This is a genomic window from Kitasatospora arboriphila (assembly GCF_039528095.1).
Lineage (GTDB): Bacteria > Actinomycetota > Actinomycetes > Streptomycetales > Streptomycetaceae > Kitasatospora > Kitasatospora arboriphila.
In genome coordinates this window covers 52,270-72,661 of the sequence record NZ_BAAALD010000013.1, presented here as the reverse complement: position 1 = coordinate 72,661, position 20,392 = coordinate 52,270, and the positions used below count along the sequence as shown (strand labels likewise).

Annotated in this window: 14 protein-coding genes and 2 pseudogenes; 9 read left to right on the top strand and 7 right to left on the bottom strand. The window is 74.1% G+C overall.

From position 1 onward, the window contains the following. Window positions 1-34 precede the first annotated feature (34 nt). A complete protein-coding gene (locus tag ABD353_RS10020; RefSeq protein ID WP_344623142.1) occupies window positions 35-1,753 on the top strand; it encodes an aldehyde dehydrogenase family protein in 1,719 nt (572 codons plus the stop codon). 104 nt (window positions 1,754-1,857) lie between these two features. Here the strand turns inward: ABD353_RS10020 and ABD353_RS10015 are convergent, their stop codons facing one another. Then, window positions 1,858-2,163, bottom strand: coding sequence for a DUF3040 domain-containing protein (locus ABD353_RS10015; protein WP_344623141.1), 306 nt, complete (start codon window positions 2,161-2,163; stop codon window positions 1,858-1,860). 166 nt (window positions 2,164-2,329) lie between these two features. Here ABD353_RS10015 and ABD353_RS10010 point away from each other — a divergent pair, with 166 nt between their 5' ends. Next, entirely contained in the window at window positions 2,330-2,905 is a 576-nt protein-coding gene (locus ABD353_RS10010) for a MarR family winged helix-turn-helix transcriptional regulator (protein WP_344623140.1), read from the top strand. Window positions 2,906-2,936: 31 nt separating this feature from the next. Here ABD353_RS10010 and ABD353_RS10005 read toward each other — a convergent pair whose 3' ends face one another. Together ABD353_RS10005 and ABD353_RS10000 are read right to left on the bottom strand one after the other, a co-directional pair. Continuing rightward, window positions 2,937-3,683: a gamma-glutamyl-gamma-aminobutyrate hydrolase family protein gene (locus tag ABD353_RS10005; protein WP_344623139.1), complete on the bottom strand. Its 747-nt coding sequence runs from the start codon at window positions 3,681-3,683 to the stop codon at window positions 2,937-2,939. Next, window positions 3,680-4,129: pseudogene (locus ABD353_RS10000) on the bottom strand (aldehyde dehydrogenase family protein); the annotation flags it as partial. The pseudogene ABD353_RS10000 and the gene ABD353_RS10005, both read right to left, overlap by 4 nt. Here ABD353_RS10000 and ABD353_RS09995 point away from each other — a divergent pair. Next, a pseudogene (locus ABD353_RS09995) lies at window positions 4,127-4,840 on the top strand (cytochrome P450); the annotation flags it as partial. The pseudogenes ABD353_RS10000 and ABD353_RS09995 overlap by 3 nt on opposite strands. A gap of 92 nt (window positions 4,841-4,932) precedes the next feature. Here ABD353_RS09995 and ABD353_RS09990 read toward each other — a convergent pair. After that, complete coding sequence (locus tag ABD353_RS09990) at window positions 4,933-5,232, bottom strand: hypothetical protein (RefSeq protein ID WP_344623138.1); 300 nt, start codon at window positions 5,230-5,232, stop codon at window positions 4,933-4,935. Window positions 5,233-5,269: 37 nt separating this feature from the next. Further along, window positions 5,270-5,863: a hypothetical protein gene (locus ABD353_RS09985; RefSeq protein ID WP_344623137.1), complete on the bottom strand. Its 594-nt coding sequence runs from the start codon at window positions 5,861-5,863 to the stop codon at window positions 5,270-5,272. Between the two features lie 279 nt (window positions 5,864-6,142). Here ABD353_RS09985 and ABD353_RS09980 point away from each other — a divergent pair, with 279 nt between their 5' ends. Together ABD353_RS09980 and ABD353_RS09975 are read left to right on the top strand one after the other, a co-directional pair. Next, window positions 6,143-6,346, top strand: coding sequence for a hypothetical protein (locus tag ABD353_RS09980; protein WP_344623136.1), 204 nt, complete (start codon window positions 6,143-6,145; stop codon window positions 6,344-6,346). Window positions 6,347-6,441: 95 nt separating this feature from the next. After that, complete coding sequence (locus ABD353_RS09975; protein ID WP_344623135.1) at window positions 6,442-8,397, top strand: S41 family peptidase; 1,956 nt, start codon at window positions 6,442-6,444, stop codon at window positions 8,395-8,397. 64 nt (window positions 8,398-8,461) lie between these two features. Here ABD353_RS09975 and ABD353_RS09970 read toward each other — a convergent pair whose 3' ends face one another. Beyond that, window positions 8,462-9,187: an SDR family NAD(P)-dependent oxidoreductase gene (locus ABD353_RS09970; RefSeq protein WP_344623134.1), complete on the bottom strand. Its 726-nt coding sequence runs from the start codon at window positions 9,185-9,187 to the stop codon at window positions 8,462-8,464. Between the two features lie 444 nt (window positions 9,188-9,631). Here ABD353_RS09970 and ABD353_RS09965 point away from each other — a divergent pair, with 444 nt between their 5' ends. The 4 genes from ABD353_RS09965 to ABD353_RS09950 all read left to right on the top strand — a co-directional run bounded on the left by ABD353_RS09965 (window position 9,632) and on the right by ABD353_RS09950 (window position 17,628). Continuing rightward, window positions 9,632-10,807, top strand: coding sequence for a hypothetical protein (locus ABD353_RS09965; RefSeq protein ID WP_344623133.1), 1,176 nt, complete (start codon window positions 9,632-9,634; stop codon window positions 10,805-10,807). Between the two features lie 185 nt (window positions 10,808-10,992). Further along, a complete protein-coding gene (locus ABD353_RS09960; protein WP_344623132.1) occupies window positions 10,993-14,226 on the top strand; it encodes an NACHT domain-containing protein in 3,234 nt (1,077 codons plus the stop codon). A gap of 511 nt (window positions 14,227-14,737) precedes the next feature. Continuing rightward, on the top strand, window positions 14,738-16,042 hold the full coding sequence (locus ABD353_RS09955) for an alpha/beta fold hydrolase (protein ID WP_344623131.1): 1,305 nt from the start codon (window positions 14,738-14,740) through the stop codon (window positions 16,040-16,042). Further along, window positions 16,042-17,628 carry an alpha/beta fold hydrolase gene (locus ABD353_RS09950; RefSeq protein ID WP_344623130.1) on the top strand — a complete coding sequence of 529 codons (1,587 nt, stop codon included), beginning with the start codon at window positions 16,042-16,044 and terminating at the stop codon, window positions 17,626-17,628. The genes ABD353_RS09955 and ABD353_RS09950 overlap by 1 nt, the downstream gene beginning before the upstream one ends. A gap of 102 nt (window positions 17,629-17,730) precedes the next feature. Here ABD353_RS09950 and ABD353_RS09945 read toward each other — a convergent pair whose 3' ends face one another. Continuing rightward, window positions 17,731-19,521, bottom strand: coding sequence for a serine/threonine protein kinase (locus ABD353_RS09945; protein ID WP_344623129.1), 1,791 nt, complete (start codon window positions 19,519-19,521; stop codon window positions 17,731-17,733). Window positions 19,522-20,392 lie beyond the last annotated feature (871 nt).

The following is a 20,392-nucleotide window of genomic DNA, read 5'->3' as shown; positions in this document are numbered from 1 at the left end:
CTCCCGCCACCACCACCCCACTTCGAGGAGCACCGTGCCCGACCCCACCGTTCCCGCCCCCGCCGGGACAGACCACCTCGACCACGCCCTCGCCGAACTGCGCGCCGGCGCCGGCTCCTGGGCCGCCGCCCCGGCGGACCTGCGGATCGGCATGCTGGAGCGGCTGCTGCCGAGGATCCGGGAGACCGCCGCCGCCATGGTCGCCGACGCCTGCCGGCACAAGGGCCACCGGCCCGACTCCCCATGGGCCTCCGAGGACTGGGCGGGCGGCCCCTGGGCCCTCGCCCAGCACACCGCCGCCCGCCTGCACGGCCTGCGGCGCCTCGCCGCGGGCCGCGACCCGCTGCCCGCCGACCGCGTCCACGAGACGGACGGCCGGACCTGGGTCGACGTCTTCCCCGCCACCGCCGCGGACCGCCTGCTCCTGGCCGGCTACCGGGCCCGCGTCCGTCTCCTCCCCGGCACGAGTGCCGAGCAGGCCCGCGAGCGCGCCGCCGCCCGCCACCGCCACGGCACCGCCCGACCGGGCATCGCCCTCGTCCTCGGCGCCGGCAACGTCGCCGCCCTCACCGCCACCGACATCCTGCACCAGCTGTACGCCGAGAACCGGGTGGTCATCGCCAAACTGAACCCGGTCAACGCCTACCTGCGGCCCCACTACGAGCGGATCTTCGCCGAGTTCGTCCGGAACGGCTGGCTGCGCCTGGTCGACGGCGGCCCCGCCGAGGGCGCCCTGCTCACCACCCACCCCGAGGTCGACGCCGTCCACATCACCGGCAGCGCCCGCACCCACGACGCCGTCGTCTGGGGCACCGACGACCGGGCCGAACAGCGCCGCCGCACCGGCATCCCGCTGGTCGACAAGCCCCTCACCAGCGAACTCGGCGGTGTCAGCCCGTTCCTCGTCGTCCCGGGCCCGTGGAGCGCCGCCGACTTCCGCCACCAGGCCGAGCACATCGTGACCGCCAAGATGAACAACTCCGGCCACAACTGCATCGCCGCCCAGGTCCTCCTGGTACCCCGTCAGTGGGACGGCGCCGAACGCCTGCTCGACGCCGTCCGCGCCGTCCTGCGCGACCTGCCGTTCCGCACCGACTACTACCCCGGCTCCGCCCAGCGGCTCGCGGCCGTCCGCAAGGCGCACCCCGGCGCCGAGATGTACGGCGACGGCTGTCGCCTCCTCGTCCCCGACGTCGCCGACCCCGCCGACCCTCTGCTCACCGAGGAGGTGTTCGCCAGCGCCCTCGGTGTCGTCCGCCTCCCCGGCGACACCCCGGCCGCCTTCCTCGACCAGGCCGTCCGCTTCGCCAACGACCGCCTCCCCGGCACGCTCGGCGCCACCGTGCTCGTGCACCCCCGCACCGAGCGCGACCACCCGGCGGCCGTGGCGGGCGCCGTGGACCGGTTGCGCTACGGCACGATCGCCGTGAACACCTGGTCGGGCGTGGGCTTCCTCCTCGGACACACCCCGTGGGGCGCGCACCCCGGACACACCCGGCAGGACATCGGCAGCGGCACCGGCTTCGTCAACAACACCTGGATGCTGGACGACGTCGAGAAGACCGTGCTCCGCGCCCCCTTCGCCCCCGCACCGCGCGGCCTGTTCACCGGCTCGCCCTCCCTGGCGCCGCGCCCGCCCCACTTCGTCACCCACCGCTCCGGACGCGCCACCCTGGAACGCCTGGCCCACTACACCGCCGCCCCCGCCGCCCGCCGGTTGCCCGGCCTGCTCGCGTCCGCCCTGCGCGGCTGACCGGGACCTCGCAGGGCGTGCCGTCAGAGGCGTACGGATGCCTGAGAGGTGCCCCCAGCGCCCCTGAACCGACCCTCCGAGCGCCCTTCGAAGACAACTCCTGCTCAGCGGCCGCGCCCGGGCCGTGTGAGGGAGGCGATCCGCGCCACCAGGACACCGGCCACCACCCAGGTGCTCCCCCACACGGCGGCCCCGGCGAGCACTCCGGTCGACGTGGCGGTGGCCCATCCGGCGACCACCGCGGCGGCCCCGCCGACCGCGAGCACCGCGAGCAGTTCGGCGAGCGTCCGCACGCTCCCCCACCAACGGGGGCCGACGCGGTGCCGGCCCAGCCTCCGGGCCAGCCGCCGGTCACGGGCGAGTTCGTCCTCGGCTTCGGCAAGCAGACGCAGTTCACGCGGAGTGAGCACGGGGCACCTCCCGACCGGCACGGAACCGCACACGTCGGCACCTGGTCCTCTACCCGCAGGCCGGCGCGGAATGCACCGAGCATCCGGGCAAACCGGGGACCGGCCGCGCCGGCCGGCGCCCCGCACGCATACAATCTTTGGACCCGAACGATTGGAGTGTGGGCCGGTGACCGCGGAGCGTTCCCTCACCGAGGCCGAGAAGCTGGCCGAGGCCAGGCTCGGCGGGATCGCGCTGCGGCGCGAGCAGATGGCCGTCGTGGCGAACATCTACCGGGCGGCGTCCGCGGTGCGCCAGCACCTGGAGAACTCGGTGCTGCGCGAGGCCGACCTGACCTGGACGGCCTTCGTCGTGCTCTGGGTGGTCTGGATCTGGGGCGAGTCGGAGACCCGGCACGTGGCCGAGGAGGCGGGGATCTCCAAGGGGACGCTGACCGGGGTGGCCCGCACCCTGGAGTCGCGCGGCCTGGTGGCCCGGGCGGACCACCCCACCGACGGCCGCCTGGTGCTGCTGGACCTCACGCCGGAGGGCCGTGCGCTGATGGAGCGGGTCTTCCCCGCCTTCAACGAGGAGGAGGCCTTCGTCACCGGGGCGCTCAGCGACGAGGAGTGCGCCAGTACCGCCGAGGGGCTGCGCCGGGTGGTGCTGCAGGTGCAGGAGCACGGCGAGGAGCGCCGGCGGTCGCTGCTGAACGGGCAGGCGCCCGCCCCGCGGCGGAGCGGGCGCCGGCCGAAGCAGGACTGACGGCAGGGCTGACCGCAGGGCTTCGGGCGGGTCAGCCGCGGGCGGCCCGGACATGGGCGTCGAAGAGGCGCTGCTGCACCGGGTCGTCGGCGGCCGTGTCCTCGGGATGCCACTGCACTCCGACGAACCAGCCCGCGCCGGGCGCGAGTTCGAGCGCCTCGACGGTGCCGTCGACGGCGGTGGCGGTCACCGCGAGCCCGCGCCCCGGGCGGTCGACCCGCTGGTGGTGGTAGCAGGAGGCCTCGGCCTTCTCGGCACCGGCGACCGCGGCCAGGACCGATCCCGGGCGCAGGGTGACGGGGTGGACGAGGTGGCGGTGTTCGCGCTCCGGGCCGCCCATGTCCTGGTGGAGCGTGCCGCCGAGGACGGTGTTGACCACCTGCAGGCCGCGGCAGATCGCCAGCAGCGGCATCCCCGCGCCGAGCGCGTACCGGGCGACGGCCAGGTCGAAGCCGTCCTGCCCGTCGTCCACGTCGTAGACGCTGTCGTGGGTGTGGCGGTGGCCGTAGCGCCGCGGGGCGATGTCGCCGCCGCCGGGGAGCAGTACGGCGTCGAAGGCGGCGAGCCGGTCGGCGACCTCGTCCGGGTCGGCCTCGCCCGCCGGGGCGTGGGGGTGGAGGCCCACCGGTTCGCCGCCGGCCCGCCAGACGGCTTCGGCCAGGGCGCGGGCGTTGACCTCGGCGGCGTACCGCAGGGCGGAGGTGGTGGCGGCGAAGCGGGCGGGGATCGCGACCAGGGGCCGCCGGTCCGGCCGGGCGGGTCGGCGGGCGGTGCTCACAGCTGGATCCAGGTGGTCTTGAGTTCGGTGTACTTGTCCAGGGCGTGGGCGGACTTGTCGCGGCCGTTGCCGGACTGCTTGACGCCGCCGAAGGGCACGGTGAGGTCGCCCTCCTCGTAGCAGTTGACCCAGACGGTGCCGGCGCGCAGGGCGCGGGAGACCCGGTGGGCGGTGGACAGGTCGGAGGTCCACAGGCCGGCGGCGAGGCCGTAGTCGGTGGCGTTGGCGAGGGCGACGGCTTCGTCCAGGTCGTCGAAGGCGAGGACGGAGAGCACCGGTCCGAAGATCTCCTCGCGGGCGAGCCGCATGGCCGGGTCGACCCGGTCGAAGACGGTCGGCCGGAGGTAGCTGCCGCGTCCCAGGTCGAGCCGGCTGCCGCCGGTGCGCAGCCGGGCGCCCTCGTCGACCCCGGTGGCGATGTGGTCGAGGACGCGGTCGAGGTGGGCGACGTCCTGCTCCACAGCGCGGAGAGCGAGAAGTACCGCGACCTGCCGTTCCGCTCCCCGGCCTCGCTGGAGGTCTTCGAGTACGGCCGCGAACTGGCCCGGCAGCGGCGCGGCGGCAACGGCACCGACCTGGTCTCCCGGCTGGTCAACGAGACCCCCCGGGACGGCGTCCCGCTCAGCGCGCAGGACTTCGACAACTACTTCCTGCTGCTCGTCGTCGCCGGGAACGAGACCACCCGGCACACCATCAGCCACTCGATGCTGGCGCTCATCCAGCACCCGGAGCAGCTCGCCCGGCTCCAGGAGGACCCCTCGCTGATCCCCGCCGCGGTCGAGGAGTTCCTGCGCTGGGCCTCCCCCGTCTACCACTTCCGCCGCACCGCCACCCGCGACGTGGAGCTCGGCGGCAAGCGGATCAGGGAGGGCGACAAGGTGGTCATGTGGTACGCCTCGGGCAACCGCGACGAGGAGGTCTTCGGCAACCCCTACGACTTCGACGTCACCCGCACCGACAACGACCACATCACCTTCGGCAAGGGCAGCCCGCACCTGTGTCTCGGCAACCTGCTGGCCCGTACCGAGATCCGCATCATGTTCGAGGAGCTGATCCCGCGACTCTCCTCGATCCGCCTCGCCGGGGACGTCCCGCGCGTGCGGTCCAACTTCGTCAACGGCATCAAGAAGCTCCCCGTGGAGGTCACCCTGGCCTGACCGGCGCGGCAGCACCACCGGACCGGGGATCCGCCCGCCCGCCCCCCCCGCCGGATCGTCAGCTACGGCACCCCGAGCTACGCCACGCCGTGTCAGGTTACGCTCCGTCGCCGGGCCGCGGAGTCCGCGGGCAGGAAGGCGGCGAACTCCAGCGGGTCGTCGTCCGGGTCGAGGCCCGGGAACCCCTCCCCCAGATCCCGTCCGCGCAGCCACGCCACCAGGGTGTCGACCAGCCCGCCGGCCAACCGGGGCCCCTGCGGGGCGTGCCGGGGTCGGACGATCAGCGGCCACGCGTCGGGCTCGCCCTCGGTGAGCCAGCCCAGCGTGTCGGCGTCGATCGTGCTGCCGAACGGCAGGAAGCCGCCGGGTTCGGCCCGTTGCCTCGCGCACACCCGGCACCGGGCCGACGGGGCGGTCCCGGTCCGGCTGCTACGGCGCGGGGTTCGGCCCGTCCGCGGGCGAGGTGGGCCCGGATGCCGGAGCGGGGGGCGCCGGAGGCAGGTAGGTCGGGGCGAACGGCCCGGTGGCGCCCGGCCCCGGCCGGGGCGCGCGGGTGGCGATCCCGACGACCGTCACCGCGACGGCCACGGCGAGCGCGAAGTACGGCTGCAGCATGATGAACATCGCGTCGAACGGCAGGTCGAAGACGTTGTGCAGCCGCAGGGTGGTCAGCTGGGCGAAGAGCTGCTGTCCGGAGGCGGAGAGGGTCGTCACGAGGAGGAGCACCGCCGCGGCGGGCCGCACCCAGGACACCCCCCGGAACGCCAGCACGGCGAGCACCGCGGTCGAGGCCAACGTCACGGCGAGCGGCGTGAAGTAGGCGGCGACGGCCAGTGCCGGCAGGTCGGCCTGCCGGCGGGCCATCCCGATGAGGTAGCCGTAGTTGCCCTGCATGATGCTGACGACCACGGCGATCGCGAAGATCCCCAGGTACACCAGCAGCAGCACTCCGATCGCGGTCAGTCCGCGCCCGGGTTCCCTCCCCGGACCGTGTCCCGGCAGCGTGTTCCCGCCGTACGCCATGAGCCCCACCCCTCGTCGTGTTCCTGGCGAGAGGTTAGCGCCAGGGGGCGACGGTCCGGGGCGGATTTCGGGCCCCGGGACGTACGCACGTTCGATGCGGGGCGCGGCGGGAGCCGGCTCGGACTCATCCGCGACGTCCACGACATCCCATCCACCCGAATTCAGTTCGGAGACGAACCACCGCCGTGTCTCAACGTATTCGTCCGACTACCGATGGTAGCTTCCAGCTGCCGCCCGCTCGGGACGGCACTCTCGAACCACCATGCGAAGGAGTGACTCATGACCCAGCTCAGCGCGACCGCCGCAGAGACCAAGAGGGCGATGGCCAGCGAGGCCGCCGCCACCAAGACCTGGCGCCACGTCATCCAGCCGGACGCGGACGCGGCAGCCAACTACCTCAACCTCCCGCCCGCCCAGGGGCCGGGCGAGGCGATCATGGCCACCCGGACCGACGGACAGGTCGACCTCCTCGCCCTGTTCTAGGAGCAAGGCGTCGAACGACTGCCGGTCCCGCGGCGCGTCCCTCGCACCGCGGGACCGGCGGCACCGACCTCCGTCCCGCCACCCCCGGAGACCCCATGAGCACCCGTACGGACCGCCCCGTCCCCGACTACATCGCCAAGGCCGCGGCACCCGTCCGCGACCACCTGGCCGCCGCCACGACCCTGGCGTCGTTCCTGCAGACCGCCGGCACCCTCACCCTCGACGAGCGCCGCGTCATCGTCGACCAGGCGCTCGTCCTGCTCGAACAGAACTACGTGCACCTGCCGCTGAAGGCCGCCATGTACGCCGTGAACCCGGTGCAGCGGCTGCGGCTGCTCGCCCGGCGCCTGGAACGGCAGACCGACGCCGACATGCCGCCCGAGTGGACCTTCCACGCCGAGGTCTCGGAGATCTTCCTCTCCGTCCGCGACCTGCACACCAACTACCTGCTGCCCGCCCCCTTCAACGGCAAGATCGCGTTCCTGCCGTTCCTCGTCGAGAGCTTCACCGAGCAGGGCGACGGCACGGCCGCCGAGCGCTTCCTCGTCACCCGGGTCGCCCAGGGCTTCGCCCCGCCCGGGTTCGGGCCCGGCACCGAGATCACCCACTGGAGCGGCATCCCGATCTCCACCGCCGTCGACCTGCACGCCGCCCGGTTCGCCGGCAGCAACGTCGAGGCCCGCCGCACCCGCGGCGTCCAGTCGCTGACCCTGCGTCCGCTGCGCATCCACCTGCCCCCGTTCGAGGAGTGGGTGACCGTCAGCTACCTCGACGCCGACGGCACCGCGCGCGAGCTCCGCGAGGACTGGCAGGTCGTCGACAACCTGCCGCCGCTCGTCGGCACCGGCACGCTGGGCACCGCCGGCGCCTCCCAGGGCATCGACCTGGAGACGGACGAGGTCGGCCGTGCGAAGGTGCTGCTCTTCGCACCCAGGGTGGTCGCCCAGCAGCGGGCGGTCGAGGCCGGCGAGCCCGCACCCGGCCTGGAGGCCGGTGAGATCGCCACCACCATGCCCAAGGTCTTCAAGGCGCGCGAGGTCACCACCGCCTCCGGCACCTTCGGCCACCTGCGGATCTTCACCTTCGCCGTGGACGACCCGGTCGCCTTCGTGGAGGAGTTCGTCCGTCTGGTCGGCCTCCTGCCGGACCGCGGCCTGGTGCTGGACGTCCGGGACAACGGCGGCGGCCACATCTTCGCCGCCGAGTTCACCCTGCAGACGCTCACCCCGCGCCGGATCACCCCGGAGCCCACCCAGTTCATCAGCACCCCGCTCAACCTGCGGATCTGCCGCCGCCACCAGAACGACCCGGACATCGACCTCGGCGCCTGGGTGCCGTCCATGGAACAGGCCGTCGAGATCGGCGCCGCCTTCTCCCGGGCGTTCCCGATCACCCCCGAGGACGGCGCCAACGCCGTCGGGCAGCGCTACTCCGGGCCCGTCGTCCTGGTCACCAACGCCCGCTGCTACTCGGCGACCGACATCTTCACCGCGGGCTTCCAGGACCACCGGATCGGCACCGTCCTCGGCGTCGACCGCAACACCGGTGCCGGCGGGGCCAACGTGTGGACGCACGACCTGCTCTCCGCCCTCCTCGCCGACGACCCCGCGACGCCGTACCGGCCGCTGCCCGCGGAGGCGAGCATGCGCGTCGCCATCCGCCGCACCCTGCGCGTCGGCGCCCAGTCCGGCACCCCGGTGGAGGACCTCGGCGTCACCCCCGACGAACTCCACCGGATGACCCGGCGCGACCTCCTGGAGGGCAACGCCGACCTGATGGAGCGCGCCGGACAGCTCCTCAAGGCGATGACCCCGCACGCCGTGGCCATCACCGACACCGCCACGACCGGCGGCGCCCTGCGCCTCAAGGTCAAGACCACCAACATCGACCGGCTGGACGTCTACATCGACCAGCGTCCCAAGGCCTCCCTCGACCTGCTCGACGGGCACGCGGACGTCACCGTGCCGGACGCGGCCGCCGCGAACTCCGCCCGCGTCGAGGGCTACGTGGACGGCGAACTCGTCGCCAGCCGCACCGAGCAGCTCCACTGACGGCCCCGGCCCCGACCTCCCGGACCCCGGCGGATCCACCCGCCGGGGTCCGGGCGCGCCCCGCTCACAGGGCGGTGCCGGTCTCCGCGGCGAGTGCGGCGAGCAGGCGGTCCTGGAAGGCCTCGTCGTGGACGGCGGGGTGGGGTGGCCTGAGTTCGCCGTGGTACCAGTAGCCGCCGGTGGTCAGGGCCCCGGGTTCGTCGCCGGTGGCGAGCCACTCCTGGGTCCGGTGCCCGAGTTCGAGGTCGTCCGGTGCTCCGGGGCCGCCCATCCTGGTCGGCACCCATCCGGGGTCGACGGCGTTGCTCGGCACACCGGGGCGCAGCCGGGCCACCGCGGCCGCGAGGGTGGTGACGAACAGCTTGCTGTCGGCGTAGGAGCCGGCGCTCCGGCCGCGCCAGTCGACCCCCTCCGGCGTGGGGTGCCCGCCGAAGTGCGAGCCGCTGCTCAGGTAGACCAGTCGGCGCGGTGTCGGCAGCAGGGCCGTGAGCAGGTACGGGGCGACGACGTTGACCGGCATGACGGCGGGGCCGCGCCACACCCCGGCGTTGTGGACGACCGCGTCGAGCGGGTCGGCGTCGTTCAGCTCGGCGGCGATCCGCCGGACGGCGTCACGGTCCGTGAAGTCGCCGGTGACGGCGTCCGCTCCCCGGTCGAGCAGGGGTCGCAGGGCGGTCGCCCGCTCGGGGTTCCGGGCGTGCAGCACGACCCGGTGGCCGGCGGACAGCAGCGTCTCCGCGGTGGCCCGGCCCAGGCCGTCCGTGGAACCGGTCACCAGGATGCGGCTCACCGGGTCACCTCCCTGTACTCGCCCCGCTGTCGTCTCCTGCTCGGTCCGTCTCCATTCTGCGCGCGTGTTCCCCGGTGGGCGGCGAGCGACCGAAGTCGACCGTCCGGTGTCTCCGGGTGGTGACCGCACTCCCGCCATGACCCGTTGTCACCGGCACCCGTCGGCGGGGCGCTCCGCTGCGTGACCGGGGCCGCCCCAGGGCCCGTGCTTGATCCACATGCCTGCACCGTTCGTGTGGCGTTACGTTGGAACTTGACCCCCCGCCGACAACCCCCCGCCGGTTCGCGGCCTTTGTGGAGCGTCGCGAGAGCCCCGGGGACGCACGACGCCCACGTGTTCCGGCCGGACCGGACGCCACGACTGCCGCTCGGTGGGCGGGTTCCGGCCGCAGGCCGGGGTGTGGTCCGACACATCCGCCGCCGCCCACCGTCTTGGAGGACGATCATGGGTGACTTCGCCGTGAACACATCCGTCGCCGGGGTCCAGTCGCAGCCGTGCGCCGACGCGCTGATCGGCAGCGAGCTGTTCACCGCCGTCTGGGCGGACAGCGCGGACGCCGGCATCAAGGGCCGGCACGTCAACACGGGCGGAACGCCGCTCGGGGCCGAGTTCCTCGTCAGCGACACGCCGCCCGGCAACAACACCGACCGGCAGCGGCCCTTCGTGGACTCCATCGGCGGGACCACCTTCGCCGCCTGGATCGAGCAGCCGTTCAACCTGCCCCCGCCGACTCCGCACGTGGTCCTGCGGCGCTTCTCCGGCACGCAGCCGGGCGGGCCGCCGGTGCAGGTCAGCACCGACTCCATCGATCCCTCGTGTCCGCCGACGGTCACCCGGATGATCGACGGCGGCTGCCTGGTCACCTGGACGGGCGGCAGCCCCCAGCAGCGCGTCCGCGCCCAGCGGTTCGGCCCCGACGGGCAGAAGCAGGGCGCGGAGATCGCCGTCAACACCAGCGAGGCCTTCCACACCGATGCGACCGCGACGCTGCTGAGCGACGGGGACGTCGTGGTCGCCTGGACCGACGGTGCGGCGGTGGGCGGCGGCGGGTTGACGTACCGGGTCTTCGACGCCGAAGGCACACCCCTGACGGGCGAGATCCGCCCCGGCATCACCGGCTTCGGACGACTGGGCCGGAGCGTGCTGACGGCCCTCGACGACGGACGGTTCGTCGCGGCGCACGTCAAGGCGACCGTGCCGAGCGACCTCGGTGTCCTGCAGACCACCGCGGTGGCCGGCATCATCGACCCGGGCGGCGACGGAGAGGTCTTCGCCAGCGCCTCGGCGGGTTCACCGAAGCACTTCCACCGGACCTCGCCCGCGCTGACGGCGCTGCCGGGCGGGCGCTTCGTCCTCGCCTGGGTGGAGAAGAGCGCGGACACCAACGACACCGTGCCGACCGTGACGGCGCAGCTCTGCTCGGACAGCGCGCTCGAGATCGGTCCGCAGGTCCGGGCCAGCACGGGTGCCGCGGTCAACCGGTTCGACCTGAGCGCGGCCGCGGTCTTCGGCAACGGCTCTCCGCAGCGGGTCTTCCTGTCCTGGACGAACACGGGGGCCGACGGGGACGCCTCCGTCCGCGGCTGCGTCCTCACCGCCGACGACGGCGGGCTGTCCTGACGGCCGGTCGTGGACGCCTCTGAGGGAAGGCCCCGATGAACCAGGTCATCCGGCATCCGGCGGGGAGGTTCCGAGCGCCGAGCGAGCCGCGCTTCGTTCGGGGCAGGCGCGTCCTGTCCTGGCTGCGGTTCCGGGTGTTCAGACGGTGGCGGATGCGGCGCGTCCGCAAGGAGAGCCGGCAGCGGGTGGCCATTCCCCAGAAGTGGCGCGGGAGGTGGACGCCCGGGAACTACGTGAAGGCCCTGTCGTGGATCGGCACGTTACTGCTCCTGGGCTGGCTGGCGCTGGCCCTGAACGTGATCGTCGGCGGAAGTCCCGGGTTCGTGGAGAACACCTGCCGCCGGACCAGCCAGTCCTGCAGCGTGGTCATCAGCTTCACCACGCCGTTCCTGGTGCTCTCCCTGAGCACCGCCGTCTTCCTCGGCGTACGCCGCTGGAAGACCATCCGGCCGATCGGCCGGACCGCTCGGAAGAACCCGCAGCAGCTGGTGCCCACGGCCGGCACGATCGTCGACGAGGTCGTCGGCCGGCAGGAGCTGTGCTCGGTCATCGCCCAGGCGCTGCGGGACCGGCGCCGGCGCCGGCCGTACGTGCTGGTGGGCGGCGTCGGCAGCGGGAAGACGGCCGTGCTGGTGCAGCTGACCCAGGTGCTGGCGGAGAACGGCGCCGTGCCCGTCCCCATCCACCTGCGGCGCATCGACCTCGACGGCGCCGACCTGAACTTCGGCGAACTGGCCAAGCGGCGGTTCTGCGACGAGGTGGACCCGGGGGTCATCTCCCGGGCCCAGGCCGAACGGGTGTGGCGGCAGCTCTGCATGGACGACAAGGCCGTGGTCATCGCGGACGGGCTGGAGGAGGCGTTCTGCGAGGACGAGGAACAGGCGAACCGGGACAGCCTGATCCGCCGCGCGATCGGCCGCGCCCAGAAGCAGAAGCTCCCCCTGGTGATCGCCTCGCGCCCGCACCCCGCCCTCGAAGGCACCCAGGCCGCCGTCATCGACCTCGAACCGCTCAGCGAGGAGGCCGCACTCGGCTACCTCGCGCACCGGAAACCCGGTGTCGACAACCGCAGGCTGGACTGGATCGTCGAGACGGCCGCGGTCGCCGAGTCCCCGCTCTACCTCCAGATCGCCCGCCAGCTCCGGGAGCACCAGCTCATGGAGCACTTCGAGAACAGCAAGGAGTGGGACCACGTCAACACCCGCGGCGGCGACCGGACCTGCATCCGGCTCAGCCTCCTGGACTCCTGGATGAGGGCACTCGTCCAGGGCCACCTCCAGGCCCGCTTCGACATCTCCTCCGAGCAGCGCAGGCGGACGGTGGCCGTGATGTCGGCGCTGGCCTGCATCGGACTGCTCAACGACCGGCTGGAGGTCAGGTTCGACGAACTCATCGGCTGGACCGGCCACGGCGGCGACCACCCGAAGGAGGCGGAGGTCCCCTACCGGGCGGTCCTGCGGGCGCTGCGCCAAAGCGTCGAGGGCCTGCCCAGGAACGACGAGGACGCCTGCTGGCGCACCGCCCTGTCGCGCTACGCGGCACGCGGTGAACAACTCGGGCTGGTGGAGGCCCAGAGCTTCAAGGTGCGGTTCCCGCACAGCATCCTGCAGTCCTACCTGGGGGCCTCCTTCCTCGACGTCGTCCAGCGGGACGACGCCGGACTCCTCGACAGGGCGCTCGAGGAACCCGGCCGCGAGCTCCTCATCGCCCTGGTCCTGCGCTCCCGCCGCAAGGGCGAGACCCTGAAGCGCGCCACGGTCGACCTGCTGCTCGAAGCGGCCCGCGAACGCCGGGACGACAAGGCCCTCGACCTGTTCGCCGCGGCACTGGAGATCGACACCTGCCAGGCCGACGACTCGGCCCACGCCCTCCTCGCCAGGACGATCCTGCAGCGGTGGCCGGAGATCGTCGACGGCGATCCGAGAACCGTCGACGAGGCGAAACTGCGGCTGGTGCACGCCTTCGGCGAGGTGGCGCGGCGGCTCGACCGCTCGAACCGGGACGACCCCGAGAAGTGGCCCAAGCCGGCCTACGGCGACCTGATGAGGGTCACCTGGGTCGAGCCCAGCTATCCCGTCCGGCTGGCCATCGCCCAGGAGATCGGCGCGGGCGGCGACAACGCCTTCGACGCGCTGCGCAGGCTCTTCCCGTGGCCGAAGCGGAGGAAGGACAGCGCGGTCGAGGTCTACGACCCCTGGGAGCAGTACAAGACGGCCATGGAGCTCCAGAAGCACCGGGAGAGTGCGGAACGCGAGCGGAGGATCGGCCCTCCCGACCCCGCGGACGGCACCGAGCGGGGACCGCGGACCGGGGAGCAGATCTGGCGCGAGTTCGTCACCCGGGCGTGGCTGGTCCCGATGATCGTGGGCTCGGTGAGCAACGACCGGTGCGAGCAGGCCCGGGAGCGCATGGGCCTGTGGCTGCAGCACCTCGCGCCCAACCCCGCGACGGGCCGCGCCGACCTGCCCATCTCCCTGGAGATCGCCCTCGCCCAGGGCTTCAAGGCCGCGGCGAACCGCCGCAGCCGGCATCCCGCCACCTCCGACGAGGCCCGCGAGTACCTGATCGAGCAGGCGGAGCACATGCTGACGCACGCCCGCTACTGGTACTCCCAGGTCACCCTCGTCCACGCGCTGTGCCTGTGGGAGCTGCCGGACAGCACCGACGAGGTGGTGGAGGGCGGCGAGAACGGCCGGCGGTCCGGCTCCGACCCGTTGCAGGCCGTGGAGCGCTGGCTCGCCATGGCGGGCAGCGAGCAGGCCCCCGGCGACCGGCCCGCGGACGAGCTGTCGGTGCGGGGCGGGAACCGGCTGCACCCCTTCGTCGCCGAGGCCGGGGACCTCGCGGCGCTCGCCCTGGAGACCCGGCGTCCCGAGCGGTTCATCTGGATCGACGAGAAGGGGACGATGGCCAACATCGGCTCGCAGCCGGCCGACCCCACGGTCTACCGCAAGCACAACCTCTGGATCCCGCCGTCGGTCGGGTGGAGCACCCTGCATCCGCGCGCCCAGCAGCTCCTCGCCGACATCCTGCTGCTGCTCAACCTCACCGAACGCGACGGTCAGCTGGTCGACAGCCGGCTGGAGCGCACCAACCGCACCACCCTCCCGCCCTGCCTGACGAAGGACCGCACGGCGCTCCGTCCCGAGCGCACGGTCGGCATGGCCGGGACGGCCGAACCCGGGACGAGCTGCCTGCGCAGCTGCCAGTTCGAGCTGTGCCCGTACCCCGCGAAGGGGGCGCAGCCGGACGGCGAGCTGCGCGAGCCGTTCTGCCGGCAGCAGCAGGCCCTGCTGAGGCGGCGCACCGCCCGGCGGAGGAAGGCGGGCTGGCAGGGCATGACCGACCGTGAGCTCGGCCGGTTCTGGACGGCGATGGCGGAACGCACCCGGACGCCCTCGGCCGTCGAGGAACCGTAGGACCTCGCCGCGCACGGGTCTGCTCCAGGTGGAGCCCGTGAGTGGTGGACCCGTCCGCGTCACCACAGGCTGTCAGTGCCCGCCCGAAAACCGCGGCGGGCACCTCCACGCGGCGTTCCCCGTGGGGGCGGACGGGACGTCAGAGAGACGGCAGCACATGGTGAAGCAGGGCAGCGCACGGGGGTGTCCGCCACCCGTTCGCGGGACCGGCGGGTCGGTACGGAGGTGGGCGCAGCGCCGGTACGCGCGGGGACGCGCGCGGGGTGTTCCCCCGGGGGTGGCGCTGGTCGCGGGTGTGCTGGCCCTCGTGGGCGCGGCGGGTCCGGTGCCGGGCGGCGCCGTGCCGTCACCCGTTCGTGAGGGCGTGTCAGCGCCTTCGGTGCGGTTCGTGCCCGGTGCCTGCCCGGAGACGGCGGATCCGGTGCCCGGGCGGTGCGGGTTCCTGGAGGTGCCCGAGAGCCGCGAGCGGCGCGGGCCCGGCGGGCGGCGCGGGCGGACGATCCGCTTGGCCGTGGCGATCGTCCCGGCCGTGTCGGCGGCGAAGGCGGCCGACCCGGTGGTGTTCATGGAGGGGGGTCCCGGCGGCGACGCGTTCGGGAGCATCCCCTTCCTGATCGGTGCCGGCGTGAACCGTGACCACGATCTGATCGTCATGGCGCAGCGGGGGACGCTCCACTCGCAGCCGAGCCTCGCCTGTCCGGAGATCGACCGGTTCTCCGCGGCCGCGGTGGGGTCGGTCTACGACGCGCCGTCGACCGGGCGGCGGCTGGTGCGCGCGGCGACGGAGTGCCGGGACCGTCTGACGGCCTCCGGCGTCGAGCTGAGCGCGTACAACACCACCGAGAACGCCGCGGACTTCGCCGACCTGCGGGCGGCGCTGGGCATCGGGCGGTGGAACGTCTACGGGTACTCCTACGGCACCGAACTGGCCCTGACCTACCTGCGCCTGCACCCCGAAGGGGTCCGCTCGGTGGCGATCGACTCGGTCGTGCCCCCGCAGGTCGTGAGCCTGCCGTGGACCTGGGACAGCGCACGGGAGGGGATCGGCGCGATCTTCGCGGCGTGCGCGGCCCAGCCGCTCTGCGCGAACCGCTACCCGAACCTGTCGCGCACGCTGACGGAGCAGGTGCGGCGGCTGGAGGCGCACCCGCTGAGGTTGACGGCGCGGCCGCCGGCGGGGGGTGACCCGGTGAGGGTCGTCCTCGACGGCGGCGCGCTGGTGAACCTGCTGGTCGCCAACGCCGTCAAGGCGGTCGACGTGCCGGCGGCGCTGGACGAACTCGCCCACGGGAACCCGGAGCGCTTCGCCCGTGCCCAGGCCGCCGGCGCGACGCCCGTCGTCGGTGAGGTCGCCCACGGCCTGACGCAGTCGGTGGCCTGCAGCGAATGGGTTCCGGGCCACTCGGAGTCCGACCTGCTGCAGGCGGGCCGCCGGGCCTTCCCCGGATGGCCGGACACGGTCCTGGCCCAGGCCCCGCAGCTGCCCTTCGAGCACGACGTCTGCCGTGCCTGGAACGTCCCGGACCGCACCGCGGTCCAGCGGGTGGCCACCCGCAGCGACGTACCGACACTCCTCGTCTCCGGGACCTTCGACGCGAAGACCGGGGCGAGCTGGGGCGCGTACACCGCCCGGACGCTGTCCCGTTCGACCACCGTGCTGATTCCCGGGATCGGCCACTGGGTGGTTCCCCAGTCGCCCTGCGCGGCCGACGTCCTGACCTCCTTCCTGGCCCGCCCGACCGCGCCCGACACGTCCTGCGTGGCGGGGCTGGCGCCCGCGCCGTTCACCATCACCCCCGAGCCGGAGACCACATGATGCCCGTCTGCCCATCCCACCGCCGGCGCGCCGTGCGACGGCTGCGGACCGCACTGGCCGGGGCCACCGCCGGCGTTCTCCTCGCCGGCCTCGCCGCGCTGCCCGCCCGCGCCGACGCCGGCACCGAGGAACCGTTGGGCACGGCCGCCCGGACAGCGGGCCACGCCCGGTTCGAGCCGGGCCCCTGCCCGAGGACGGCGGACCCGACCCCGGCCCTGGAGACGGCCCACTGCGGAACGCTCACCGTGCCCGAGAACCGTTCCCGGCCCCGGGGGCGGAAGATCACCCTTGCGGTCGCGATCGTGCCGGCCGTGCAGAAGCGGGCACCCGACCCGATCGTGTGGCTCGCCGGCGGTCCCGGCGACGACGCGAACTCGGAGATCCAGCTGGCGCTCAACGGCGACCTGAACCGCGACCGGGACGTCGTCTTCATGTCCCAGCGCGGCACCTACTCGGCCGACCCTGCGCTCACCTGCCCGAACATCGACCAGTTCAACGCGGACGCCCTCGGCCTCGTCTACGGCGCGCCGTCCACCGGACGCCTGCACGTCGCGGCGACCCGGGCCTGCCGCGACCGACTGGTGGGTCTCGGGGCCGACCCGGGCGCCTACAACAGCACCGAGAGCGCCGCCGACTACGCCGACCTGCGCGTCGCGCTGGGCATCCGGCGGTGGAACGTCTTCGGCATCTCCTACGGCACCGACCTGGCCCTCCTCTACATGCGCCTGCACCCGGAGGGCATCCGGTCGGTCGGCATCGACGGCGTCCTGCCGCCGTCCCTCGCCAGCGGAGCCGTCACCTGGAAGGCCGCACGCGAGGGCCTCGACGGCATCTTCGACGCCTGCGCGCAGCAGCCCGCCTGCAACGACCGCTACCCGCACCTGAAGGCCACCTTCGAACGCCTCGTCCGCCAGCTGGAGGCCCGGCCGGTCACCACCACCGTCACGGTCCCGGGTCACCCGGAGCCGGTGGAGGTCGTGCTGGACGGCGGCACCCTGGTCAACTGGCTGACCTTCGCCAGCCACCTGGCCGCCGGAGTGCCCCGCTCCCTCGACGAGCTGGCCCACGGCAACCCGCAGCGGATCGCCGAGCAGTTGGCGGGCGGCAAGCTCAGCCCCCAGGCCATCGGCAGGCTGTCGCACGGGCTCGCCTACGGCGTCTTCTGCAGCGAGTGGACACCGTTCGAGAGCGAGGCCGACGTCCTCCGGGCCGGACGGCGCGCCTTCCCGTCGTTCCCCGAGTCCGTGCTGGCCAACGCACCGGGGCTGGCCTGGCTGCACGCGGACTGCCGCGCCTGGGACGTCCCTGCCGCCCCGCGTTCCGTCCGGGCGGTGACGCGCAGCGGCATCCCGACCCTCGTCCTGTCCGGCGGTTTCGACTCCCAGACCGCGCCGAGCAGCGGGCCGTACGCCGCCCGCACGCTCAGCCGCGCCACCGAGGTCACCGTCCCGTACGTCGCCCACGTGGTCTTCGCCGACTCGCCCTGCGCCCAGTCGATCACCACGTCCTTCTTCGACACCCCGACCGCCCCGGACACCGGATGCCTCGCCGGTCTCCAGCCGCCCGCCTTCGAGATCGCGCCGTAGGGCGGATCTACCCCAAGAGGCGCGTGGGGAGCACCTCCCCCTGCCTTCGGGCCGGGAGGTGCCCCCCACACGCCCCTATGCGTGGTGCATCCCGGCCGTGCGTCAGACGTCCAGCCGGACGGGTTGCCAGCGGTAGGCGGCGTCCTCCTGCCAGCACTGCAGTTCGTCCTCCACGACCGCGGCCAGGCACAGCCGCCAGTCGTCGCCGACCGACAGGGCGACCCGGGTGGCCGGCCGCAGTGTGGGCCGCCACCAGCGGGGCCGTCGTGCCCCGCCGGAGGCGGGCAGGCGCAGCCGGACGCCGCCGGTGCCGGCGAGCGCGATCGTCGGGCCGCCGCGGTGGCCGGCCATCGCCACGCCGAGGGCGGGTTCGGACTCGCCGATCTCGACCGGCGCGCCGCCGCCGAGCGGGTACAGCCGGGCCGTGCCGTCGGGGCCGAGGATCACGGCCTGCGGCCCGGCGGAGGACCTGGCCAGTGCGGCGCCGCGGGCCCGGGCCGGTGCGGAGATCCGCTCGGCCCGGGTGCCGGAGCCCACCTGCCAGCACAGCACCCGGTCCTGGTGCTCGACCAGGACGGACCACGTTCCGACGCGTTCCTCGGTGGCCGCGAGGACCCGGTCGGCCGGGCAGCCGGGCATCTCCTGCCCGGTGACGGTGGCCCCGGGCGACCAGCGGAAGGACTGCAGGACGCCGGCGCGGGCCGTCCAGACGACCAGCTCGCCGGCGGAGTTGACCGCGCCGGCCGCGCCGGCGACGCCGCGCGCCACCTCCCACCAGCCGGAGCGGTTGCCCACCCAGAGCGCTCCCGCGCCGTCCTCGGCGAAGACGGCGAGTTCCGCCGCCCGGCCGGACCGTCCGGCCACGATCTCCCGGAGCGTCGGCGGGCCCTGGTTGGTGCGGGTGGCCGGGAGCTCCGGCGGGGAGAGGCCGGGGCCGGTGTAGCCGACGCCGTCCGATCCGCCGGAGACCACCAGCGGCCGGCCCGCGGTGTCGGGCAGCACGGCCAGGCAGGAGGTGCGCGGCAGCGGCCGGTGTGCGCGCAGCAGTTCGCGTCCGCGGGCGGCCCAGGGGCCGAGCGGGGCGGGGCGGCGGTCCGGGTCGTGGTGCAGCGGTTCGGCGACCCAGTCGGCGAGCTCGCCGCTGAAGCCGGCCGCCAGGAGTTCGCGGCGGGCCTGCTGGGCGGCCGTCCGCTGGTCGAGCCGGCCGTGCTCGGGCAGCAGCAGGCTGCGGGCGAGCGTGCCCACCGCGAACAGGTCCTTGGCGGTGGCCGGGAACCCGCCGACCTGCTCGGCCTCCGGCGGGACGTGCCCGGGGGTGAAGACCGCGACCGTGAGCGTGCGGTCCAGCGGGGCGAGGAAGGTCAGGTCGATCAGCTTGACCCGGCCCTCCGGCTCCACGAGGACGTTGGCGGGCGAGATGTCGCGGTGCACCCACCGCTTGCGGTGGAGTTCGTCGACGATCCGGCAGAGCCGGACGAGCACCTCGGCCACGGCGGGCAGGCCGTCCCGGTTGGCCCGTGCCCACCGGTGCAGCGGCACGCCCTCGACCCACGGGGAGATCTGGTAGCCCATCACCCCGTCACCGGGCGGGCTGCCCGGCCGGTGCGGCGAGGGGCCGAGCAGGAAGCTGGGCACCACCAGGTCGGTGACGGCGAGGCGGTGGGCGTTGTGCGAGACGTCGTCCCAGCGGCCGAGCCAGCGCCGCACCTCGGACGGGTCGCGCTCCAGCATGATCTTGGCGGCGACGAGCTCCTTGAGCCCGCTGCGGCCGGTGCGCACCGCGCGCCACACCTCGGCCTCTCCGCCGCGGTGGTGGAACTCGAGCAGTTCGTACTGCTCGGGATCGAACTCCGGCCCGAACCGCAGCCCCGGCACCCAGCGTGACTCAGACACTCCGCCCCCCGCCTGACCGGTCGGTCCTGGCCTCCCGACCCCCACGATAGTGCTTTTTCCTGCCCGGATGCCCCGGAGGCGGCCTATTCTGATCTCGCCCGAACACCGGTTGACAGTACGTCAAGGTGACCGATTCCATGCTCAGTTGTTCATGGAACCGACCCATCGGACCGCAGGGGGAGACTGCATGGCGCTGTTCGTGCTGCTGCTGATCGCGGCGGCGCTCGCCGGCGTGGGAGGCTTCGTCCTCGTCCGCCATCGACGTGCCCTCGACACCGCCTCGGCGACCAAGGCGCTCGCCGCGGCGGCCGCCCGGCTCGCCGCCGGGAAATCGGAGCAGGCGCGGCGCCGGTACGCCCGGCTCGCCGAGCGGCTCGCCCTGGCGCCGCCGCACCTGCGGCCGCTGCGCGGCACCGCCCTGGTCGGCCTGGCCCTGTCCACCGACCCGCTCGGCGACCGGGCGGGCGCCCTCGGCCTGTGCCACGAGGCCTTCCCGCTGGTCGCCGTGCCGGACACGCAGATCCCCCGCTGGGCCCTGCGCGGGCTCGCGGAGGCGGAGACGGCGGCCGGGCGGCCGGACCTCGCTCCCGTCCTCGCCTTCCTGGGCGGCGTCGACCGCGGCCCGGACCCGGCCGAGGAGGCGGAGTCCGCCGCGCGCGTCCTCGACTGGCTGCAGCGCCGCTGCCGGGACGCCTCCGCCGCCGACCGCGACGGCGCCGTCCACGTACTGCGCTGGGCCGCCGCCCGACCCACCACCCGCCGCCTGGTCCACCTCTCCGGCTACCGGGTCGCCGGCCACCCGTCCCCCCTGCCACCGGCCGACGCCGCCCGCCTGTACCGCCGGGTCGGCGCGTACGAGGCGGTGGAGATC

Bases quoted from the DNA above. Each gene is read 5' to 3' on its own strand.
- ABD353_RS09980 (WP_344623136.1), top strand. From the start codon at position 6,143: ATGACCCAGCTCAGCGCGACCGCCGCAGAGACCAAGAGGGCGATGGCC.
- ABD353_RS09950 (WP_344623130.1), top strand. From the start codon at position 16,042: ATGCCCGTCTGCCCATCCCACCGCCGGCGCGCCGTGCGACGGCTGCGG.
- ABD353_RS09975 (WP_344623135.1), top strand. From the start codon at position 6,442: ATGAGCACCCGTACGGACCGCCCCGTCCCCGACTACATCGCCAAGGCC.
- ABD353_RS09985 (WP_344623137.1), bottom strand. From the start codon at position 5,863: ATGGCGTACGGCGGGAACACGCTGCCGGGACACGGTCCGGGGAGGGAA.
- ABD353_RS09965 (WP_344623133.1), top strand. From the start codon at position 9,632: ATGGGTGACTTCGCCGTGAACACATCCGTCGCCGGGGTCCAGTCGCAG.